This window comes from sulfur-oxidizing endosymbiont of Gigantopelta aegis (assembly GCF_016097415.1).
Lineage (GTDB): Bacteria > Pseudomonadota > Gammaproteobacteria > GRL18 > GRL18 > GRL18.
Genome location: NZ_JAEHGE010000001.1, coordinates 1,206,503 through 1,226,297 on the forward strand (window position 1 = coordinate 1,206,503; position 19,795 = coordinate 1,226,297).

At 40.5% G+C, this 19,795-nt stretch carries 19 protein-coding genes; 5 read left to right on the forward strand and 14 right to left on the reverse strand.

The genetic code is table 11. From position 1 onward, the window contains the following. The first annotated feature begins 145 nt into the window (after window positions 1-145). From JEU79_RS06235 to JEU79_RS06245, 3 genes are all read left to right on the forward strand, one after another. Window positions 146-1,240 (forward strand): OmpA family protein, encoded by a 1,095-nt coding sequence (locus JEU79_RS06235; RefSeq protein WP_198263406.1) that lies wholly within the window; start codon window positions 146-148, stop codon window positions 1,238-1,240. Window positions 1,241-1,395: 155 nt separating this feature from the next. Then, window positions 1,396-2,610 carry an argininosuccinate synthase gene (locus JEU79_RS06240; RefSeq protein ID WP_198263407.1) on the forward strand — a complete coding sequence of 405 codons (1,215 nt, stop codon included), beginning with the start codon at window positions 1,396-1,398 and terminating at the stop codon, window positions 2,608-2,610. 651 nt (window positions 2,611-3,261) lie between these two features. After that, window positions 3,262-3,675 carry a c-type cytochrome gene (locus JEU79_RS06245; RefSeq protein ID WP_246540041.1) on the forward strand — a complete coding sequence of 138 codons (414 nt, stop codon included), beginning with the start codon at window positions 3,262-3,264 and terminating at the stop codon, window positions 3,673-3,675. Window positions 3,676-3,744: 69 nt separating this feature from the next. Here the strand turns inward: JEU79_RS06245 and JEU79_RS06250 are convergent, their stop codons facing one another. Both JEU79_RS06250 and JEU79_RS06255 read right to left on the reverse strand, forming a co-directional pair. Beyond that, complete coding sequence (locus JEU79_RS06250; RefSeq protein WP_198263408.1) at window positions 3,745-4,095, reverse strand: hypothetical protein; 351 nt, start codon at window positions 4,093-4,095, stop codon at window positions 3,745-3,747. Window positions 4,096-4,121: 26 nt separating this feature from the next. Next, window positions 4,122-4,550 carry a DUF1841 family protein gene (locus JEU79_RS06255; RefSeq protein WP_198263409.1) on the reverse strand — a complete coding sequence of 143 codons (429 nt, stop codon included), beginning with the start codon at window positions 4,548-4,550 and terminating at the stop codon, window positions 4,122-4,124. Window positions 4,551-4,986: 436 nt separating this feature from the next. Here JEU79_RS06255 and JEU79_RS06260 point away from each other — a divergent pair, with 436 nt between their 5' ends. Beyond that, on the forward strand, window positions 4,987-6,558 hold the full coding sequence (locus tag JEU79_RS06260) for an inorganic phosphate transporter (protein WP_198263410.1): 1,572 nt from the start codon (window positions 4,987-4,989) through the stop codon (window positions 6,556-6,558). Between the two features lie 16 nt (window positions 6,559-6,574). On the opposite strand, the gene JEU79_RS06265 is transcribed toward JEU79_RS06260, so the two are convergent. The 8 genes from JEU79_RS06265 to JEU79_RS06295 form a co-directional block, all read right to left on the reverse strand. Then, the gene (locus JEU79_RS06265; RefSeq protein WP_214660513.1) at window positions 6,575-9,937 is read right to left on the reverse strand and encodes an SdiA-regulated domain-containing protein; all 3,363 of its coding nucleotides are present in this window, start codon (window positions 9,935-9,937) and stop codon (window positions 6,575-6,577) included. 65 nt (window positions 9,938-10,002) lie between these two features. Beyond that, complete coding sequence (locus JEU79_RS06270; protein WP_198263412.1) at window positions 10,003-10,296, reverse strand: hypothetical protein; 294 nt, start codon at window positions 10,294-10,296, stop codon at window positions 10,003-10,005. 240 nt (window positions 10,297-10,536) lie between these two features. Next, a complete protein-coding gene (locus JEU79_RS06275) occupies window positions 10,537-10,845 on the reverse strand; it encodes an IS66 family transposase (protein ID WP_198263413.1) in 309 nt (102 codons plus the stop codon). Further along, on the reverse strand, window positions 10,842-11,501 hold the full coding sequence (locus tag JEU79_RS06280; RefSeq protein ID WP_198263414.1) for a hypothetical protein: 660 nt from the start codon (window positions 11,499-11,501) through the stop codon (window positions 10,842-10,844). Before JEU79_RS06280 ends, JEU79_RS06275 begins: the two co-directional genes overlap by 4 nt. Before the next feature lie 277 nt (window positions 11,502-11,778). After that, window positions 11,779-12,579 carry an IS3 family transposase gene (locus JEU79_RS06285; protein WP_246540043.1) on the reverse strand — a complete coding sequence of 267 codons (801 nt, stop codon included), beginning with the start codon at window positions 12,577-12,579 and terminating at the stop codon, window positions 11,779-11,781. Between the two features lie 38 nt (window positions 12,580-12,617). Beyond that, entirely contained in the window at window positions 12,618-12,935 is a 318-nt protein-coding gene (locus tag JEU79_RS26115; protein WP_198265150.1) for a transposase, read from the reverse strand. A gap of 30 nt (window positions 12,936-12,965) precedes the next feature. Beyond that, window positions 12,966-13,610 (reverse strand): hypothetical protein, encoded by a 645-nt coding sequence (locus tag JEU79_RS06290; RefSeq protein WP_198263415.1) that lies wholly within the window; start codon window positions 13,608-13,610, stop codon window positions 12,966-12,968. A gap of 304 nt (window positions 13,611-13,914) precedes the next feature. Then, on the reverse strand, window positions 13,915-14,712 hold the full coding sequence (locus JEU79_RS06295; RefSeq protein WP_198263416.1) for an SdiA-regulated domain-containing protein: 798 nt from the start codon (window positions 14,710-14,712) through the stop codon (window positions 13,915-13,917). Between the two features lie 337 nt (window positions 14,713-15,049). Here JEU79_RS06295 and JEU79_RS06300 point away from each other — a divergent pair, with 337 nt between their 5' ends. After that, window positions 15,050-16,609, forward strand: coding sequence for a methyl-accepting chemotaxis protein (locus JEU79_RS06300; protein WP_198263417.1), 1,560 nt, complete (start codon window positions 15,050-15,052; stop codon window positions 16,607-16,609). 11 nt (window positions 16,610-16,620) lie between these two features. Here JEU79_RS06300 and nth read toward each other — a convergent pair whose 3' ends face one another. The 4 genes from nth to rsxD are packed head-to-tail and all read right to left on the reverse strand — an operon-like array spanning window position 16,621 to window position 19,795. Further along, window positions 16,621-17,256: an endonuclease III gene (gene nth / locus JEU79_RS06305; RefSeq protein ID WP_198263418.1), complete on the reverse strand. Its 636-nt coding sequence runs from the start codon at window positions 17,254-17,256 to the stop codon at window positions 16,621-16,623. Window positions 17,257-17,275: 19 nt separating this feature from the next. Next, complete coding sequence (locus tag JEU79_RS06310; protein ID WP_198263419.1) at window positions 17,276-18,004, reverse strand: electron transport complex subunit E; 729 nt, start codon at window positions 18,002-18,004, stop codon at window positions 17,276-17,278. A gap of 34 nt (window positions 18,005-18,038) precedes the next feature. Further along, complete coding sequence (rsxG, locus tag JEU79_RS06315; RefSeq protein ID WP_214660514.1) at window positions 18,039-18,728, reverse strand: electron transport complex subunit RsxG; 690 nt, start codon at window positions 18,726-18,728, stop codon at window positions 18,039-18,041. Beyond that, window positions 18,725-19,795: an electron transport complex subunit RsxD gene (gene rsxD / locus JEU79_RS06320; protein ID WP_198263421.1), complete on the reverse strand. Its 1,071-nt coding sequence runs from the start codon at window positions 19,793-19,795 to the stop codon at window positions 18,725-18,727. The genes rsxG and rsxD overlap by 4 nt, the downstream gene beginning before the upstream one ends.

Sequence of the window (19,795 nt, forward strand, 5' to 3'; positions counted from 1 at the left end):
CAACAATAACACAATCTCATCTTGGCTTAATTTTTGCATTTCATATACCACCATGAATAAAATTTTTACCATTATCATTTTTTTATACTTTATTGCATCTCACATCGCAATAGTGTCCGCCGCTGAGCGCGAGTATGTTGTGCCTATGGAAAAAGCACTTTGGACTAGCGTAGCTAAGAAAAACTATGAGTGTAGTTTGTCACAAATCATTCCTTTTTATGGTGAAGGAAAATTTATTCATAAGTCGGGTCATAAAGTAAGGTTTGAACTCTTCAGTGATAAACCGGTTATGGATGACAATATAAAGATCATTGTGCAATCTGAGCCTCCTCCCTGGCGTCATGACGATAAGGTGTTTGAAATTGGGCAATATGTCTTTGAGCGTGGTCATAATCCTTTGATTGTGGCTTCACCTGAAGGCTCAAGAATGATCCAACAGGTAGAAAATGGTATGTCGCCAGTGGTCATTTATCGTGATATGGCCGATGGACGTGACATTATTGCGGTTATGTTGTCACCGATTAATTTTCGTAAGGCATTGGTAGAATATCGAGATTGTGAAAAGACCTTAATGGATTTTGATTTGGAAGAAATTAAAAATCTTAGACTCTATTTTGCGACCAATAAAGATATTTTAACGCCTCGTTCAAAGCGAGATTTAAGAAATATTCCACGTTATTTAAAACTAGATCCCAGTATTAAACAAATCAAAGTCGATGCTCATGCCGATTCTCGTGGTCGTCGTCGTTTTAATGACAAGCTATCAGAAAGACGTTCTGAGGCTGTGGTGAAGTATTTATTATCCATCGGCATCAAAAAAGACCTGATTTATGCGGTTAGTTTTGGTGAACGTAAGCCGTCACATACGAATAAAACAGCCAAGGGACGCTCTAAGAATCGTCGTGCCAATGTGCAATTATTGACTACAGCGCCGCCAACAGAAGAAGAACAAAAGGCAATTATAGAAGCCAGAAAAGCTGAACGTCGTCGTCAATTGACAGAACGTTCTGTCTTTAGTGGCGCTAAATCTGCTGAGAATAAAAAGTCAGGTAAAAAGACCCAGGACAAAAACTCTGCCAATATAAATGGCGCAGCACCGTCTTCTGAAACAAAGAACGGTGCGCCTAGCAACTCATCTTCTGCAGCGAATGATTATGTCGATGACGAGCCACCCGCCCCTAATTTCATCAATTTTGACCATTTGGTTGATAAAAACAACCAAAAAGTTAATTCTCAGTAGGTTAGAAGTCAAGAATCCGCTATAATGCGCCCATTTCGACAGTCTTATTGTTTGTGGTAAGCCTTGGTTTGAGTAAAGCTTGGTTTGACTAATGTCTGTCTACACTTAATTTATTAATGTTTTCTATACAGAAACGAATGTGGGAGAAATTCTCGATGTCTGACGTGAAAAAGGTGGTTTTAGCCTATTCCGGTGGTCTTGATACTTCAATTATTGTCAAATGGCTGCAAGATGAATATCAATGTGAAGTAGTCACTTTTACGGCGGATGTCGGTCAGGGTGAAGAAGTTGAGCCAGCACGTGCCAAAGCAAAGGTGGCGGGTATCAAGGAAATTTATATTGAAGATTTACGCGAAGAATTTGCGCGTGACTTCGTATTTCCTATGTTCCGTGCCAATACCATCTATGAAGGTGAATACCTGCTAGGGACTTCGATTGCGCGTCCTTTGATTGCCAAACGCCTGGTTGAAATTGCCAATGAAACCGGCGCTGATGCCATTTCTCATGGTGCAACGGGCAAGGGTAATGATCAGGTGCGTTTCGAACTGGGTGCTTATGCCCTGAAACCGGATGTACACGTCATTGCTCCTTGGCGTGAATGGGATCTTAACTCTCGCGATAAACTCATGGACTATGCCGAAGAGCATGGTATTGCCATTGAGAAAAAACGAGGCAAAAAATCGCCGTATTCTATGGACGCTAACTTATTACATATTTCCTATGAAGGTGATATTTTAGAAGATCCAGCGAATGAGCCAGAAGACTCTATGTGGTTATGGACTGTTTCACCTGAAAAAGCACCGGATGAACCAACCTATCTGGATTTTGATTTTGTTAAGGGTGATATTGTGGCCATTAATGGTGAAAAAATGTCACCGGCTACCGTGATGGAATATTTGAATAAAGTCGGTGGTGAAAATGGTGTTGGCCGTACCGATATAGTGGAAAACCGCTATGTGGGCATGAAAGCGCGTGGTTGTTATGAAACGCCAGCGGGTACAATTATGCTCAAGGCACATCGAGCAATGGAGTCCATTACTCTGGATCGTGAAGCAGCGCATTTAAAAGATGAAATGATGCCTAAATACGCCACTCTTATTTACAATGGTTATTGGTGGTCACCTGAACGTGAAATGTTGCAAGCCCTGATTGATGCCTCACAGACGGTGGTTAATGGTCAGGTACGTGCTAAATTGTATAAGGGGAACGTGATTATCGTGGGACGTAGCTCTGAAACGGATAGTCTGTACGATGGTGATATTGCCACCTTTGAAGATGATGAAGGGGCTTATAACCAACAGGATGCAGAAGGTTTTATTAAATTGAATGCATTAAGATTACGAATTGCTGCGAAACGAAAAAAACAGTAAATCCGCTCAAAATTAGCAGTCTTCCCGTTTGTTGTTATGGCGGGGAGTGCTTGTTAAACGCTTTAACCTAAAAAAATCAGTTGAATCTACTGCGACCGCCTTATGCACTGAATCTTAAGGATTTTCCAGAACATTTTGACTTCACCCGCAGGGTGACTACGAATAAAGCCAAAATAACCTGTAAAACCCTTAATCTTCAGCACCTAAGTCGCTCTCGCTACGATTCAACTGATTATTTTAGGTTTAAATTCACCTTTCCAAGCTTTCACACCCTAGGTTTACTATTTAAAACACTCATGTTTTTGAGGGTGAACGCTTATATAAAATCTTATTACTATCTCTTATTCTTATTATTAAATCTAGAATGATTACTTGCTTTGGAATTGAATTTCAACATGAATAAGATAAAAAAAATAAGTGTCTCTAAAATGAGTTGGTTTTTTGAAAAAACCATCATGGGTGGTGCTGTTGCTTTTATATCCCTATTTGCCGTATTGATGCTTGTTTGGATGTTCTATTTGTTGAGTGGTATTGAAGGTTAAGCTATTGAAGGTTAGACTATTGAAATAAAGTCAATTTATGGCTGTCAGATAAATCCCAATAGCAATACGATGAGCTATCCGAGACGCCACTTTGAAACGAGAACCCATTTTGAAACGAGAACCCATTTTGAAGAAATATACATTAATTTCACTGTTAATATTTCTATCCGGCTGTACCGATAAAAATCAAATAGTAGACGATCGCTGGTATACATACGCTCAAATAGATAAGGGTGCTGATATTTTTAAAAATAATTGTGCCTCCTGTCATGGCGATAATGCACAGGGTACTACTCCTGACAACCCAGCACCCGCATTAAACGGCACTGCTCATGCTTGGCATCATCCTTTGAAAATGCTACGACAATCTGTCCGTAATGGCAGTATTCCCTTAGGAGGGACTATGCCGCCATTCAAAGATAAACTCAATGCCGATGAAATAGATGCGTCTATTGCTTTTTTTCAAAGCCAATGGAAGGATGAAATATATGAAGCATGGATAAAAAGAGGCGCTTTAAAATAACAGCGTCGACTTTCTGGGTTGTTTACTTTTAATGCTCAAGTGTCAGTGCTCAAGCTTCAAGTTTGAAAGTTACTTGAAGAAAGGCATGTTACCAAACATCCCATTATTCTTTTTCGGTGGTGGTGGACGCATGCCATTGTTTTGGCTAGGTGGTGGTCGACGACTTTTTAATTCTTTGATGGCTAAAATAGTGCCTGTGTAACGGCAGAGGTATTCTGCTTTTTTTTCACTTTTTGGCATTCTGATGACTTGAGCATCAAAATCGCAAACTCTTGGCACTAAAGTGGGTTTGACCAATATGATATCACCCTTTTCACAATGCTTAGGCTTCCCCTGATCGGAAATACAAAAATATTCAGCAAAGCTATTATTGCTGATCACTAGTAGTGCGCCTGCGATTACAAGGCTAATCTGTTTCATTGACTTCTCCGTTGATTGAAAGCTATTTATAACAGCTTTTTAATGCATTCCAAATAGGTAGTTTCATCTGGTTGCTGATTATTACTTTGTGCGGCCCATAGCATTGCGCCTAAACACTCCATCATTTGATGTTCGGCTTCATGAGCATCGCCGGTTTTCTTGCATAGTGATTGATACAGGCTGGTGATTTCTGCCGGGCGCTGGGTGCCGAGCTGCTCCTGAATAGAAATATGCATCCCCAAATGTAAAAAAGGGTTCGTTTGACCCATTTCAGGCGTAAAATCTCGCTCTTGATTGAGTTCGATATTATCAAAAAAAGCATGGTATTCAGGATGTTGACCAATTAAACTGGCAATTAAGGATTCCATGGGTTCCAGGGGTAATTTTTTTTTAAATTTATCCCAACTTTGAAAGTAAACCTTGCGTAGCTGATTTCTATCCTGGCCAAAGAGCATTCATTATTCCTGTTGTGACAATAAAGTGTGACAATGAAGGTGACAATAAAGTAATAAAAATTACTAAAAAACTAAAAAATCATTAGAAAAAATTGCTGATAGAACGGAATTTACCAGAACTTGGGCTATTTTCCACTAAAACGCTTGGCATTGTCCACTAAAGCTTTTATTTAGCTGATAAATCAACTTTGCAACACCACTTCTAATAAATCAACAACATGAGCCTTTCTTGATAAATGTCAAAAATAGCTTCTTTAGGCAAGAACTTAGGTAATTATTTCGTTAAATAATGCCTCAAAGTGCAATCTTCGTTTCCATTCTTCTTACAGTTTTATTACAATCGCGCTATAGAAAAATACAATGATAAAGCCTGTTGCTATTTAAAAATTGCTGCAACCAGAAAAAGGCTTCCCTGAAACTTAAAAGAAATGTGGTTATGGACTTAAAAAATATCAATGATGTCGACGATGCAACCAAAGGCTCTCGTCGTGAACTTTTTCGTATTGGCACAGCGTTATTATTTATTGTCGGTATTATGCTTTACACCTTATCACAAAATAGTGTGGATGGTAGTCCCAGCACCTTATTGATTATCGCCGCTATGATTGGCGGTTATATGGCCATGAATATTGGTGCCAACGATGTTGCCAACAATGTCGGGCCAGCAGTGGGTTCCAAAGCACTTACCTTGACAGGGGCTATTCTTATTGCCGTAATCTTTGAAGCCTCGGGGGCATTAATTGCCGGCGGTGATGTCGTTAGTACCATTAAAAAAGGTATTATTGATCCGACTGGGGTGCTCACTAGTGATTCCTTTGTATGGATGATGATGGCGGCCTTGTTGGCCGGTGCTATTTGGTTAAATATTGCCACTGCATTAGGCGCACCGGTATCAACCACACATTCAATTGTCGGTGGTGTACTGGGTGCAGGCATTGCAGCAGGCGGAATGGGTATTGCCAATTGGGATAAAATGGGTGCGATTGCCGCCAGTTGGGTTATTTCTCCTGTGTTAGGAGGGCTGATAGCAGCCTTTTTCCTCTATATGATTAAACACTTTATTACCTATCGAACGGATATGCTGACTTCAGCTAAAAGAGTGGTGCCGATATTTGTGGCCATTATGGCCTGGGCTTTCTCAACGTATTTAATTGTTAAAGGCTTAAAGAAAATTTGGAAAGTTGAATTTCTGTCTGCAGTGCTGATTGCACTGGTGATTGCCGTGGTAATTTATTTAATCGTCAGACCATTACTGGCTAAAGCGGCTGATAAATTAACTAATGATAAAGAAAGTGTCAATGCTTTATTTACCATACCGCTTATTTTTTCAGCGGCCTTATTAAGTTTTGCTCATGGTGCTAATGATGTGGCAAATGCTGTAGGCCCGCTTGCGGCAATTAATGAAGTCATCAGCACGGGTGCCGTGGTCGCAAAAGCCGCTATTCCGCTATGGGTGATGTTGATTGGTGCCATTGGTATTGCTGTCGGTTTGGCTTTATATGGTCCCAAGCTGATTAAGACCGTGGGTAGTGAAATTACCGAACTGAATAAAATGCGCGCGTTTTGTGTTGCGATGGCCGCCTCTATTACGGTGATCATTGCATCACAATTGGGCTTGCCAGTGAGCTCCACACATATTGCGGTGGGTGGTATTTTTGGTGTGGGCTTTTTAAGAGAATACCTGAAAGCTTCTTATGCACAAATGGTTATCGAAATTAAACACCACCACGAAAGTGATAATCCGGAAGAAATTGAACTATTCTTAATGGAGTTTAAGGCTGCACCGTTGAAGAAAAAGCGCCTGATGCTAGATGAACTGAAAATGAAATCAGCCAAAGCCAATTTAAGTAAAAAAGAGCGCAAGCAACTTAAACAAGTCTATAAAACAGAACTCGTAAAACGCTCACATCTCTACAGAATTGCTGCTGCCTGGGTTATTACAGTACCCGTATCAGGTCTCATGGCGGCGCTATTGTTTTATATGAACCGTGGCATGATGATGCCTTAATTCTTTAACTCTTTAATTACGGAGTCGTATTCATTTCCCCTGCAGGGATTAAGGCTGCTGCCGTTGCCAGATGAATAAAGGCACGGTAGGAATGGTAATCTTGTATGGTATCATTCTGATAGGTAATAATGCGATCCAGCCATAGAATACCGGGATTTGTACTCGCCAGCGGATCCTCCTGCCATTGCCATGTCCAATCATTCCAATCATCCGGTATCGCCAGCATAGAGGCTAGTGAAATCTGAGCCGTATCATTAAAGTCATTGCCTGCACGGGTTTGGTTCTCAATAATACGCTTTGTTAAAGCATAATATAAACTACCATCTCTATTCAAGGCCTGTGCATTAGCAGCGGCAAAAGCTAATAGATTTATCTGATAAAAATAAGAACTGGCATGACCATCAGTGCCGAGATCCCAGTCATCACCATCACCGGCTACCAGAATATCTGCAGCATCGAGAATGAGTTGGCCAATGACTTGATCCCCCGTACGTTCGTAGCGGTATAACAAGCCTGGAGCTGCGCGCATAAAGAATTCAAATCCAGAACGATAGAGACTGCGGTTAGAACGTCCATCACCATCCCGATCATGTTGACCATTATTATTCATATCAATGAGTCTGGCCTCAACACGATTCCAACTGTATTGACTGGAGTTCAAATAGTTACGATAGGCATCAATACGGGTATTGATTGCTTGTGCCAGCGCAGTGTCATCATAAAAAACCGCTAGCATTCTATCTAAGACATCTAAACCATTTTTCAGTGAGGTTTTATTATCACTGAGACGTAAAATAAACTGCCCGGCTTCATAGAGCGTTTCTTTAGCACGAGGATCACCCGTGAGGTAATAATAAGTTTCGATTCCAGCAATATGACTATAATCAGGACTATTGGCATAGCCTGACCAGGCTTGTGCGCCATGACGGTGTAGCGAACCGACGGAATTAATCATGTTTCTGCCATCTAAGGCTTGTTTATCACTTTGCACGGCATCGGCATAATGTACCATTTGCTGATCCATCGTATGACGAGCCAGAGCTTCGGCATCGAGAAAGACTTGTTGTGAGGTCTTTCTTAAAAATTGTACCCAGAGTTGGTTCGAGGGTTCACCAGAATTACCTGACCAGCCATAGCGACCACGCTCTAACCAGTAAAGCTCATTTTTACCACCTATGAAACGACCGCGTATATCGCCGTAGTTTTCCTGACCAAACCAATTAAACTGCTTACGCTGATTGATACGCATAAAATCAGCCATGGTTTTTAATACCCGATCAATTCTAAAATGTCCTTCTGCCTGTTGTGCATCGGTACTGAAGCTAAACGCACCGACACCCATCACCTTGCTTGCGGAATACCATTCTGGACTGGCCAATAATAATAGCGGGCCTTGATCGACCGCTTTGGCCTGTTGTGCCAGCGTGTTTAAGTCACTGGCCTGAGTACTGAAAATGATTTCATAATTATCGGTTGCAGATAAGCCTTGCGCACCACGTAAATACAAGTGATCGGTGAAGCGAGTGGTTTCGCCATCATAGGTCGCAATTTCATTGAGGGGGAAAGAACTGAACTCGCTTCGAGAAGGATCAGGGGCATCACGGCTCAAGTCCCAGGCTCTGATATTGTCAGGATAGAGTTGCACTTCTAAGCCCTGAGTATTCGATAAGAGTGCTTTAGGAAAGCGTTCAGCCATATCTCTAAGAATAATACTGATGGAGCCTTGATTATTACTGCGACTGATATAGCCTATAGCCTGACCAGCAGAGACAGACTGATTGACTTTAAATTGATCATAGGCGAATTGTTGTAATTCAACATTATTGCCTATCTGACCTTCAACTAACGTTTGTGTACCGATAAAAGGCAAACGCAAACCATAACCTTCAATGGTTTGTGTTTCATCACCCGTATACACCAGCGTATGATCCACCTTTATATTCTCTTTGCCTGCATAAAAATGTAAACGGACAATGAAAGTAGAAAAACTGTCACCATTGCTATTGAGGTGAGTGCCGGAAATTCGGATGATGCTATGTAAGTCACCTTGCTCTTCTATAGCGACATCTAAATTCCAGGGATGATAAAGATTATAATTGCTGACCTGTTGGGCATATTGATTGATTTTGTCGTTGGCCTTAGCTTGTGAAGAGCTCTGTAATAAGCTGGCAAAATACTGTTGTCCCCCAGTACGAATATAAGGGCCACGATCTTTGGGATCAGTGGGCGTGTCGATCAATAGCGTCCCATCAACCCAGGCACGATCAATAATGCCCCCATAGTTTTTTGGGATTTCAACTTTCAAACGCCCAGTATCAACGATAATATGACTACTTGATTGCTGTAGTGTAATGGCTGATGGTGTCGTTGCACTACTACTGGCACGGCGCAGGCTGAGTTGTTTGTTTTCTGCCGCGTCAATAGGCAATGTTGTGTCCATTAACAACCAGCGAATAGAGCCATCATCCCACAAACTTAAGGTTTTGCTTTGAGTCGGTAGGGGCGTATCTCCGACAAATAAACTCACGGGGGTAGAGGGCGAAAGTAGGCCTTTAGGTAAAGGGATACCGCTGCGAATATTAGCATTAGCACGTGCCACACCCGCGCTTTCTTCTACACTGAGGTTGACTAAGGTAGCGTTGCTTTTGCGTTGAAATAGCACATAGTTTTTAGGTTCGCTGACAATGAGTAATTGTGAGAAATCAGCATTAAAAGTCATGCCTTCAAATTGTCGTCCACCTTCATTGATGTCTAAACTGGTTTGCACATCACCATTGAGATTAACCTCAATAATCTTTTCACTGACATGACTTAAAATCAGCAAGTTTTGGGATTGGTTATTAAAATAACAACTGGAAATATCTGAAATATAGGGGCGGAGCTTGCTTTCAGCATTAAAGAGTTCAGTGACACTCAAGCCACTATCCAGATAAGAAATATCAGCACTGCTCGCAGGCCGCTTAAATTGATAGACTTTCATAGGGGAAGCCTTATTGGGATCACTATGATAACGCCCCTCAATACAAATATAGAAAGTATCCAAAGCCTTATTATAAGCAACACCTTCACCACCGGTATTGCTTAACTTAGGTGTGGATGCATAAGTGATCCGCTGGAAGTTTTTATAGTTTAAATCGGCATCAGCAGCAATGCTACCTAGAAACATACGCCCGTATTCATCAACGATAGCATATTCATGTAAGCCCGATGCTGTTACACCGATGAAGGTGAGATCCTCATGGTCATTGCCATTGCCACCATTTCTGATTTGTTTGCTAAAGATAAGATCGTTATCAAACACGTTAAAATAACCATTGCCATTATAAAGCGCGATGTATTGCTGATTAGCACTATTAAATGTCACACCCGATAAATTCACTCCAGGATTATCGGCCAGAGTTGACCAGGTTTTTATTTTTTCATACTGATCAATAGGAGCGGGTCCTATTGCACCTGAGCCGCTTCCGCTTCCGCTGCCTGAGCCGCTTCCGTTGCCTGAGCCGCTTCCGCTGCCTGAGCCGCTTCCGTTGCCTGAGCCGCTTCCGCTGCCTGAGCCGCTTCCGCTGCCTGAGCCGCTTCCGCTGCTTGAGCCGCTTCCACTGCCTGAGCCGCTTCCGCTGCTTGAGCCGCTTCCGCTGCCTGAGCCGCTTCCGCTGCCTGAGCCGCTTCCGCTGCCTGAGCCGCTTCCGCTGCTTGAGCCGCTTCCACTACTTGTTCCAGTCCCAGTGCCGTTATCACGGTTTAGCATCGATATAATTTTTAAAGCAGATGAACGATGTTTAATGGGTTCAGCTTGTTGAGTGATGCTTGTATCTGAACGCTGATAAACAACATAATGACGTGGTTTGCTAGTGATGATCATTTGGGAGAAATCCTGATTGAAAGTCAGGCCTGAGAAGTCACTCCCGGGTTCTTGAATATTGAGGCTATCCAATAACTTGCCTGTTAAATCGGTAACTTCTCAATAAGTCTGTGCATTTAAACAGCACAAACTTTACCTTTCAGCAACTCAGGCAGATATGGGGTCAAATTTCTCTTGCTGATCCGGTCATTAATAAAATCCCAGAATGAAATTCCTTGTTTCAAACAAGTTTTCTTTAAACTGACAAAGGTATCTCTGCAAAGTTGCCCATCCTTTGAGCGTGTACTACCACTAATTTTACGCTTAATAACATATTCTCGAATATCATTTTCACTCAAATTATTATGAAGAGGAATATCAGGCCGTTCCAATACCAGCAGTAATTCTGTTTTATTTCTTGCCAATCGTTTCAGTGCCTGATTCAACGTTTCAAAGCTTCAAAGCTTGTTTTAGTCCGGCACAATTCATCAAAATGTTCAGCAATCGCTGACTTCAACGGATCATCTGGCTCAAGTTTATATTGTTTGAGATCATAAAATAGTTCCCAAATCTGAGTATGTACCCAGTTCAGTTCTTTATCATGTCGCTCATTGAGTGGTAGTATCCGCTGAAACACTCTGTCTGCATGTATCCAACATAATGCGTGCAACAAAATATCAAATTGTCCTGCATCATCACTCACAATCACCAAATCACTTGGAAAGCCACTGTTAATTAATGCCCCCAGTAAAGCGCCTTCTGTGGCAATGCGAACATGCCGTTGTGTTATGATACTATTGTTCTGCAGATAGTATTTCCAGGCTTCTTCATTATCAAAGCAAGTCTGATGACTTTGTTCAATAACGCTCAATGGCTTGTGAGGTAATTTTTCTGCTCTCATATAATCAAGTGCTGCATCGTTGAGCGTATAATCAACAGCAGCACCTCGTAACAATTGTAGAAAATTAATCCGGCTCTTATATCGAGTACTTGAAAACCAGGCAAAGGTTTCATTGCCAACGTGAGTACAATAACCATTCTTTCCATCATGACGACTACCCGTATCATCAACATGGATATAAGTACTATGATGTGTCAACACTTTTCCGGACAGTTTTCTAAATATTTTTTTGGCTGTTTCAAGTGATTTTTGTCATTTTGTATTTCCTATCATTTTAGTTTCTCATGTTAACTTTAAACAGATGAAGAGAAAGGGCTTTGCCCTCTGGAACGATAGAGCCGTTCCATTCACCCAAGGTATTTTCACAACGGTAATGATCCTGTTACAATATCTTCACGGCACAGGCTGAGGAGCCGATGGCCGTCAACGGTAATGGGCGGCATTTATGTCGCCTTTTACCCCTCTTCAATCAATCGATTTAAGCTATTTCCTGCTGTATTTCATAATCGACTGGTGACAAATAATCATTAGCCGAATGAAGTCGCTCCCGATTATAAAATACCTCAATATATTCAAATATTGCCTGCTTTGCTTCTACTCTGGTTTTGAATCGACAATGGTGCGTCAATTCAGTTTTCAAACTATGAAAGAAGCTCTCTGATACAGCATTGTCCCAGCAATTTCCTTTGCGGCTCATAGACTGAATTATGTTATGATCCGACAATATTTTTCTATGACTATCAGAGGCATATTGGCTACCTCGGTCAGTATGCCAAAGCAATCCATCCATTGGTTTACGCTTCCATATGGCCATCAGTAAAGCATCATTGACTAGCTTGGCTTTCATTCGCTCATCCATCGACCAGCCAACAATTTGCCTAGAGAATAAGTCAATGACAACCGCTAAATATAACCAGCCTTCCTTGGTGGCAATATAGGTAATATCACCCACATAGTAGCGATCAGGTTGAGAGACAGTAAACTCTCTTTCCAGTAAATTTGGAGATATACGCTTATTATGCTTGGAATTAGTCGTCGCTTTAAAGCGTCTCTTCGTTTTACAAAACAAACCGGCTTTTTTCATTAATCGACCAATTCTCCGGCGGCTTATATGAACGCCTTTTTCAGCCAGTTTTCTTTTTAAGACGACGGGTTCCATAAGTCTTGCGACTGTCTTCAAACAGTTTTTTAGCTGCTCAGTAAGCGCTTCATTTTCTTTCTCTCTATCCGTTTTAGGAGAGCTAACCCAATCATAATAGCAACTACGGGAAACATCCATAAAACGGCACAGAATCGTTACCGGGTAATCTTTAGCGATCAGTTATCCATGCGTACTTCACAAAGTTTCCCTTGCAAAGTACGCTGTGGCCTTTTTAATAAATCACGCTCCTGAATCACTTTTGCCAATTCTTTTTTCAGACGTTTTACTTCATCATAAATGTGTTCATCACTTCTATTGGCTACCGTCTTCACCGGTTTGGAATATTTACTGATCCAGGTATGTAGAGTATTTACATTAACACCTAGCTCCCTGGCAGTCTGAGAAACGGGTTGATCCGTCTCATTAGCTAATTTGACAGCTGATTCTTTAAATTCTGATGTATAGCTTTTATTCGGTTTTTTTTGTTTGATCATTCATTTTAGGTCACACTTTTTATTTTTTAGTTATTTTAAGTTGTGTGTCCGGTTAAGTATAGCCACATTACTATTGTTGATACCGGCAGTTAGCAATGTATTTTTTTCAGTATGAAAATGGTCTTTGTCATGGATTAAAATCTCATTGATCTGACCCGTTGAAATATCAAAACCTAATTCTGTTAATTGTTGTATTATCAATGGCTGAGTCACTCTCTGGTGATAATATTGATAAACGATATAACTCTGTAATGTATGGCCAAAATGTCCTATATGTGTATCAAAGCTCAATTTTCCTATACAGGTATCATCATCGGGTGTTTTATAGCGAGCCAATCGATAACGAGTATTGAAAGGCTTAATCAGCAGCTCCTGAACAAAATAATCCTGATACCCTAAAAAACGTGAATGTTCTGGCAGGTTATCTGGTTTGATAACGGTGGTTTTATGAATAGCCAATTTCTTCTTTCGTTTACGACTTTTACTAGTCCCATTTCCTGAGTTGTTTTTCTTGCTTCCTGAATGACCTGTCGGATTATCATTGTCATCATCCTTTGGCAATTTACTGGCTCTTATTTTAGGCTTTGGAGGTAGCTTTTTAAGCTTAGCAACTTCTGTTTTAAGGGCATCGATTTCAACCTGTTGGTTTTGAATGATTTCCTGTTGTTGCTCCATGAAAGCAAGGAGTAATCGGACTACCGGTGTCTTTTTTCTTCAGGTATCTCTGGAATTGGAGGTAATTTTTTCACTATAATCAATACAGGTTGTTTTCAATAAAACAATTGTATCATGGCTTTTTAAGGCTCTTTAGTTTGCCCTGTGTTGATCAAACTCCCTCTCAGTTAAGATAATATTCAAAAATATTCTATTTCGATCTGAGACAGATCGACAGGATCATTTATAGGGATAAATTACATGGGGCAGTGAAAATGCAATTTTTGTCCTCTAAAATGCTGTCAAGACTTTTTTTGTTTTTATTTCAAGTTTTGCACAGACTTATTGAGAAGTTACTTAAATCGACTTCAATGACTTTTTCACTGATTTGGCTCAAAATGATCAGGCTTTGAGTTTGATTGTTAAAATAACAACTGGAAATGTCAGCAATATAGGGGCGTAGTTTTAGCTCGGCATCGAATAATTCCGTAACAGTAAGTCCGCTATCAAGATAAGATATATCAGCCTGAGTTGCAGGCCGCGCAAACTGATAGATTTTCATAGGAGAGAATTTATCTGGGTCGGTATGATAACGTCCTTCGACACAGACGTAAAAAGTGTCACTAGCAGCATTATAGGCTAAACCTTCGCCGCCATAATTTTTTAGCTGAGGGCCAGCAGAATAAGTAATTGTCTGGAATTGTTTATAGTTAAAACCTGTATCAGGCGTGAAGGCTCCAAGAAACAAGCGACCATATTCATCTACGACAGCATATTCATGTTGATTATTGGCTGTCTTGCCAATATAAAGTAAGTCTTCATGATCATTTCCATTGGCATTATTATTTATTTGTTTAATGAAGTTAAAGTTTTCATCCAGTACATTACTCAAATTGTTGCCATTGTGAAGCGTAATGTATTGTTTAAGCTGAGCATTATAGGTGATGCCTACCAGTTTTGTAGCAGGCGTATCAACTAATGGGCTGAGTCCTTGAATTTTGCTATATTGATTGAGATTTGTGGCTATACTTGTAGAGGGAATGAAAAATATGATGAACAATAGAAGTGTAATGCGCATAGAGCTTGTAGGAATAAGCAGTTTAAGCTTGTCAGGTGCAAACATAAAATAATCCAATTAAGTTGAGATGTTAAACAGCTGATCCTTGCTGTTTTCTATGTACTATTAAAGAGCTGTCTAAAAGTGGCAACGCTCTTTTTATGTTATGACAGATCAATAACAAAAAGCATGATGGTCTTCACAATTAGATGGTGAAATAATGAGAACTCATTGATTTGTGTTGATGTTTTAGAACTACATCACTTAATTGGGAGCGCTAATATCATGAAACTTTGATGCCACTTACTGTCTTTTTTACTAAAGATATTTTCTAATGAGTCGATATATGACAACAGTAATAAAAATAATAACAAGCTATTTGAGGTATTAAATGAAAGTTAATATGCCAGTAACAAGTACTGAAGTCGAAGTCGATAGCACAAAAAACCTTATATCGACGACGAATGCCAAAGGCATAATAACTTCTGCTAATCAAGATTTTATCAATATCAGTGGATATAGTCTTGAGGAATTGCTTAATAAGAATCACAATATTTTGCGTCATCCTGACATGCCTGCTGCGGCGTTTGAAGACTTATGGCAAACCATAAAGCAGGGTAAATCATGGATGGGTATTGTAAAAAATCGCTGCAAAAACGGTGATTTTTATTGGGTAAGAGCCATTGTCACGCCCATTACCAAAAATGGTAGGGTTGTTGAATATCAATCAGTGAGAACAAAAGCTCGCCAGGAAGATATCCATCGGGCAGAAAGAGCTTATCGCTTATTGAATGAAAATAAAATGCCCATTGAACTTAAACTGGCAAAATTGAGTATTAATTTAAAGCTAATGTCGGTATTTATGCTTGCCTTACTACCGCTCTTATTTCTTGCCAGTGCTAATAACATCATACCGTTACTGATTACTGGTCTTGTTAGCTTTATTGTTGCCTATTCCGGTATCTGGTTTGTTACCAAAAAACTGAAAGCCTCTATCAAGCAAGTCAGTGCTACAGTTGATAATGATTTATTAGAATATATCTGTACGGGTAATTGTAGTGATACAAACAAGCTTGCCTTCGCCATTGAAATGCAAAAATGCCAACTGAATGCAGTTTCTGGACGTCTATCTGATGGTTCTAAGCAATTACAAAATGAAGCAAAAGGACTAACATCAAATATAGCATTAACTGATCAGGGTGTAACTCACCAACATACAGAAACAACTCAGCTTATTAGCACCATGAATGAAGTTATTGTCAATACTTCGCAAGTGACAGCTAATACACAATTGGCATCCGATGCGGCAGATGATGCGAATAGAAGTGTTATAAGTGGTCAGGAAATAGTTAACAATACTATTCAGACTATTAATCAATTAGCAGAACATGTCCTGCAATCATCAAATGTCATTAGTAAACTAGAAGATGATTCTAATAAAATCAGTACTATTTTAGATGTGATAAAAGGCATTGCTGAACAGACTAATTTATTAGCATTAAATGCTGCAATAGAAGCAGCCCGTGCAGGAGAGCAAGGTCGTGGTTTTGCTGTTGTTGCAGATGAGGTTCGGACTCTGGCGAGTAGAACACATGACTCAACCCAAGAAATCGAAGCCATGATTGAGAATCTGCAATCGGGGGCTAAAAATGCGGTAGAAGTGATGAACCAAAGTTGTCAGCAAGCAGAGAAAGGCGTTGATCAGGCACGTAAAGCAGGCGAAGCATTAATCGAGATTAGCAATGCAATTGCAAAGATCCAAGTTACGACTTTACAAATTGCCAGTGCAGCAGAACAACAGGTGATTTTATCTAATAGTGCTAATGATACCTTATCTGATATTAGTGATGTGAGTGAATTAACGGTCGAAACACTGGAAAGCTCCAGAAATATTAGTGAGGAACTCAGTAAACTTTCTACCATGTTATTTGATTTATCAGTCCAATTTCGTGAGCCGATTTAATCTGTCCTGAATTAATCATATTGTTTCTTTTTAAACTCACAGAGATCTTCAATCAGGCAGGCACCACATTTAGGTTTTCTGGCGGTGCATATATAGCGCCCAAGCAAGATTAGCCAATGATGGGCATCGAGCATAAACTCTTCTGGAATGAGTCGCACCAGACGTTTTTCCACTTCAACAACATCTTTGCCATGGGCAATTTTAGTACGATTTGACACTCGAAATATATGCGTGTCAACAGCCATTGTTGGATGACCAAAGGCTGTATTAAGTACTACGTTAGCTGTTTTTCGTCCAACACCAGGTAGGGCTTCCAATGCTTCACGATCATCAGGAACTTGGCTATCATGTAATTCAACCAGCATTTGGCAGGTTTTTATGATGTTTTTGCCTTTGCTATTGTATAAGCCAATAGTCTTAATGTATTCCTTCAAACCGGCTTCGCCCAGTGCATAGATTGCTTCGGGTGTGTTAGCAATGGGGTATAGTTTATCCGTGGCTTTATTAACGCCTTTATCCGTTGCTTGAGCGGAAAGTATGACGGCAATTAATAATTCAAAAGGATTGCTGTAATGGAGTTCAGTTTTAGGATGAGGATTATCCTCTCTGAGGCGGGTAAATATTTCTATGCGTTTTTGTTTGTTCATACGTTGCTTATAAAATAGTTTAGGCGGGTGAAGCTTCAGTTGTTATGATGCTTTGTCTTTGTAATTTTTTCTTTTCGAGTTGTTTTTTCTCATAGAAATTTCGCGCGGCAAGTAAAAAAGCCAGACCAATAAAGGCACCGGGAGGTAAGATAGCCAGTAGAAAACCATCATAATTGGGTATCACTGTTGTGGTAAGATTGTGGAAACTAGCACCAAACATGATATGGGCATTGGCAAAAATTGTCCCCATGCCGATCACTTCACGCAGGGTGCCTAAAACGAATAATACCAAGGTAAATCCCAGTCCCATCATCAGTCCATCAAAGCCAGATTTCATTACGGTATTTTTGGATGCAAAGGCTTCTGCGCGAGCAATAATGGCACAATTGGTGACAATAAGCGGGATGAAAATACCTAACACTAAATATAACTCATGAAACCAGGCGTGCATGACCAATTCGATTGCGGTCACGGCAGAGGCGATAATGACGACAAATACCGGCAGACGGATCTCTGGTCGAACAATATTACGAATCAAGGAAACGGACATGTTGGAAATAATTAATACCATCATGGTGGCAATGCCTAGGCCTAATGCATTGACCATGGTATTGGACACGGCCAATAGCGGGCAGAGTCCCAACATCTGGGCAAAGACCGGATTGCTAGTCCACAGGCCATCCTTTGCAATAGGCGCATATTCCTCAATAAAAGAGGCTTTGGTTTCTTCAGTATCATTATTTGTCATCTGATAAAACTCGCTAGTGTCACGGTAAATAGGTTTATTTTTTTCTAGTGCCTAGATTATTGTATTGGCTTTGCTCAAGAAATAATTTGTTTTTATTATCGTCATAATAATCTAAGGCCTTATAGACTGCTCTAACGACAGCACGTGGTGTGATGGTTGCACCGGTGAATTGATCGAACACTCCACCGTCTTTTTTCACTTTCCATTTTTTTCGTTCGGGATCATCAAGGCTTCTATTGTTGAAACTCAGTATCCAGTTGTTTTTGATGATTTCAATTTTATCGCCCAAGCCTGGGGTTTCTTTATGACTGATCACCCGTACACCGGAAATTTGTCCGTTTTCTTTAATCGCAACTAACAAGGTAATATCGCCGCTATAACCATCATGCGCAATGATAGAAAACGCAATTGCAATCGGTGTTTTATCTTGCCAGGCTTGATAAATAGTCGTATTTTTATCTTTCCCCAATGCTTCTGTAGGGGGAACGATTAATTTGTTATCCAATAAGTTATTATTATAAGACTCAGCGGGAATAATATTATTCAGGTTACGTAATAGATTCGCTTTTTCACTGGCTTCAATTTGATCTTTAGTTTGTTCAAATGTCACCATGACTAGGCCTGTTCCCAAAGCGCCAAATGTGGCCAACAACGTGGCACTGATGATCATATTTCTCAGTATCTGGGTTTTTTTCATGGGCGATATTGTGCTATTAGAACTCATGATGAACTCTCGTCATCAACATCATGGCCATAGACTCTAGGTTGTGTATAGTAGTCTAATAAGGGTGCGCACATATTCATGAGTAAGACTGCAAAAGCAATGGCATCAGGATAGCCACCCCAGGTACGAATAATATAAATCAGCATACCAATACCGGCACCATAAATAATGCGACCTTTGGGCGTTGTACTGGCAGTAACGGGATCGGTAGCAATAAAAAAAGCCCCGAGCATAGTCGCGCCAGAAAACAAATGAAACAAAGGTGAAGGGTTGCTGTCCAGTTCAAAACTACCGAATAATAATGATAAAAAGCCTAACATCGCTAATAAAGAGACTGGAATATGCCAGCTGATGAGGCCTTTGCGCATCATAAATAAACCACCGGCAAGAAAGGCCAGATTAACCCATTCAGTGCCTATACCACCATCAAAGAGTCCAAAGGCAGTTGCTTCAGCATGAATTTCATCAATAGTGGCTGAACCATTTAATACTGAAGTTCGCACAATATCTAAAGGCGTTGCCGAGGTCAGAGCATCAATGCTTATACCGGTTGGTAATTGCGCAAATAGTTGGAAGTTAATGCTTTCCAGTAAGCTCAAGCTTTGCCCCCCGGTTTGAGCGAGGAGCATGGTAGGGGTTTGCCAATAGGTCGTCATTTGTGCAGGAAAAGAGATCAATAAAATGGCATAGGCTACCATTGCCGGATTAAAGGTATTATAACCCAAACCACCATAAAGCTGTTTGGCGATAACGATGGCAAAAAACAGTCCGATAAAAGTAAGCCACCATGGGGCTAAAGGCGGTAGGGAAACGCCAATGATGACCGCTGTGAGCAGTGCACTTTTATCATTGAGATACACTTTGATCGGGCGCTTGCGCAAATACAGAATGGCGGCCTCAAATCCCAGTGCAAAGACAATGGCCAGAAAAACATTAACCAAGACACCATAACCAAAGATATAGGTGGAGGTTAAGATTCCCGGAATCATTAAGAGTGTGACCACCAGCATCATTTTTGATACTGACATCTCCGGTTTTAAATAAGGTGAACTTTGAGCTAAAAACAT

Excerpts from the sequence above, each read along its gene's own strand:
- JEU79_RS06235 (WP_198263406.1), top strand. The coding sequence starts at position 146 with ATGGAAAAAGCACTTTGGACTAGCGTAGCTAAGAAAAACTATGAGTGT.
- JEU79_RS06240 (WP_198263407.1), top strand. The coding sequence starts at position 1,396 with ATGTCTGACGTGAAAAAGGTGGTTTTAGCCTATTCCGGTGGTCTTGAT.
- JEU79_RS06250 (WP_198263408.1), bottom strand. The coding sequence starts at position 4,095 with ATGAAACAGATTAGCCTTGTAATCGCAGGCGCACTACTAGTGATCAGC.
- JEU79_RS06255 (WP_198263409.1), bottom strand. The coding sequence starts at position 4,550 with ATGCTCTTTGGCCAGGATAGAAATCAGCTACGCAAGGTTTACTTTCAA.
- JEU79_RS06260 (WP_198263410.1), top strand. The coding sequence starts at position 4,987 with ATGGACTTAAAAAATATCAATGATGTCGACGATGCAACCAAAGGCTCT.
- JEU79_RS06285 (WP_246540043.1), bottom strand. The coding sequence starts at position 12,579 with ATGGATGTTTCCCGTAGTTGCTATTATGATTGGGTTAGCTCTCCTAAA.
- JEU79_RS26115 (WP_198265150.1), bottom strand. The coding sequence starts at position 12,935 with ATGATCAAACAAAAAAAACCGAATAAAAGCTATACATCAGAATTTAAA.
- JEU79_RS06290 (WP_198263415.1), bottom strand. The coding sequence starts at position 13,610 with ATGGAGCAACAACAGGAAATCATTCAAAACCAACAGGTTGAAATCGAT.
- JEU79_RS06295 (WP_198263416.1), bottom strand. The coding sequence starts at position 14,712 with ATGTTTGCACCTGACAAGCTTAAACTGCTTATTCCTACAAGCTCTATG.
- JEU79_RS06300 (WP_198263417.1), top strand. The coding sequence starts at position 15,050 with ATGCCAGTAACAAGTACTGAAGTCGAAGTCGATAGCACAAAAAACCTT.
- nth (WP_198263418.1), bottom strand. The coding sequence starts at position 17,256 with ATGAACAAACAAAAACGCATAGAAATATTTACCCGCCTCAGAGAGGAT.
- JEU79_RS06310 (WP_198263419.1), bottom strand. The coding sequence starts at position 18,004 with ATGACAAATAATGATACTGAAGAAACCAAAGCCTCTTTTATTGAGGAA.
- rsxG (WP_214660514.1), bottom strand. The coding sequence starts at position 18,728 with ATGAGTTCTAATAGCACAATATCGCCCATGAAAAAAACCCAGATACTG.
- rsxD (WP_198263421.1), bottom strand. The coding sequence starts at position 19,795 with ATGTTTTTAGCTCAAAGTTCACCTTATTTAAAACCGGAGATGTCAGTA.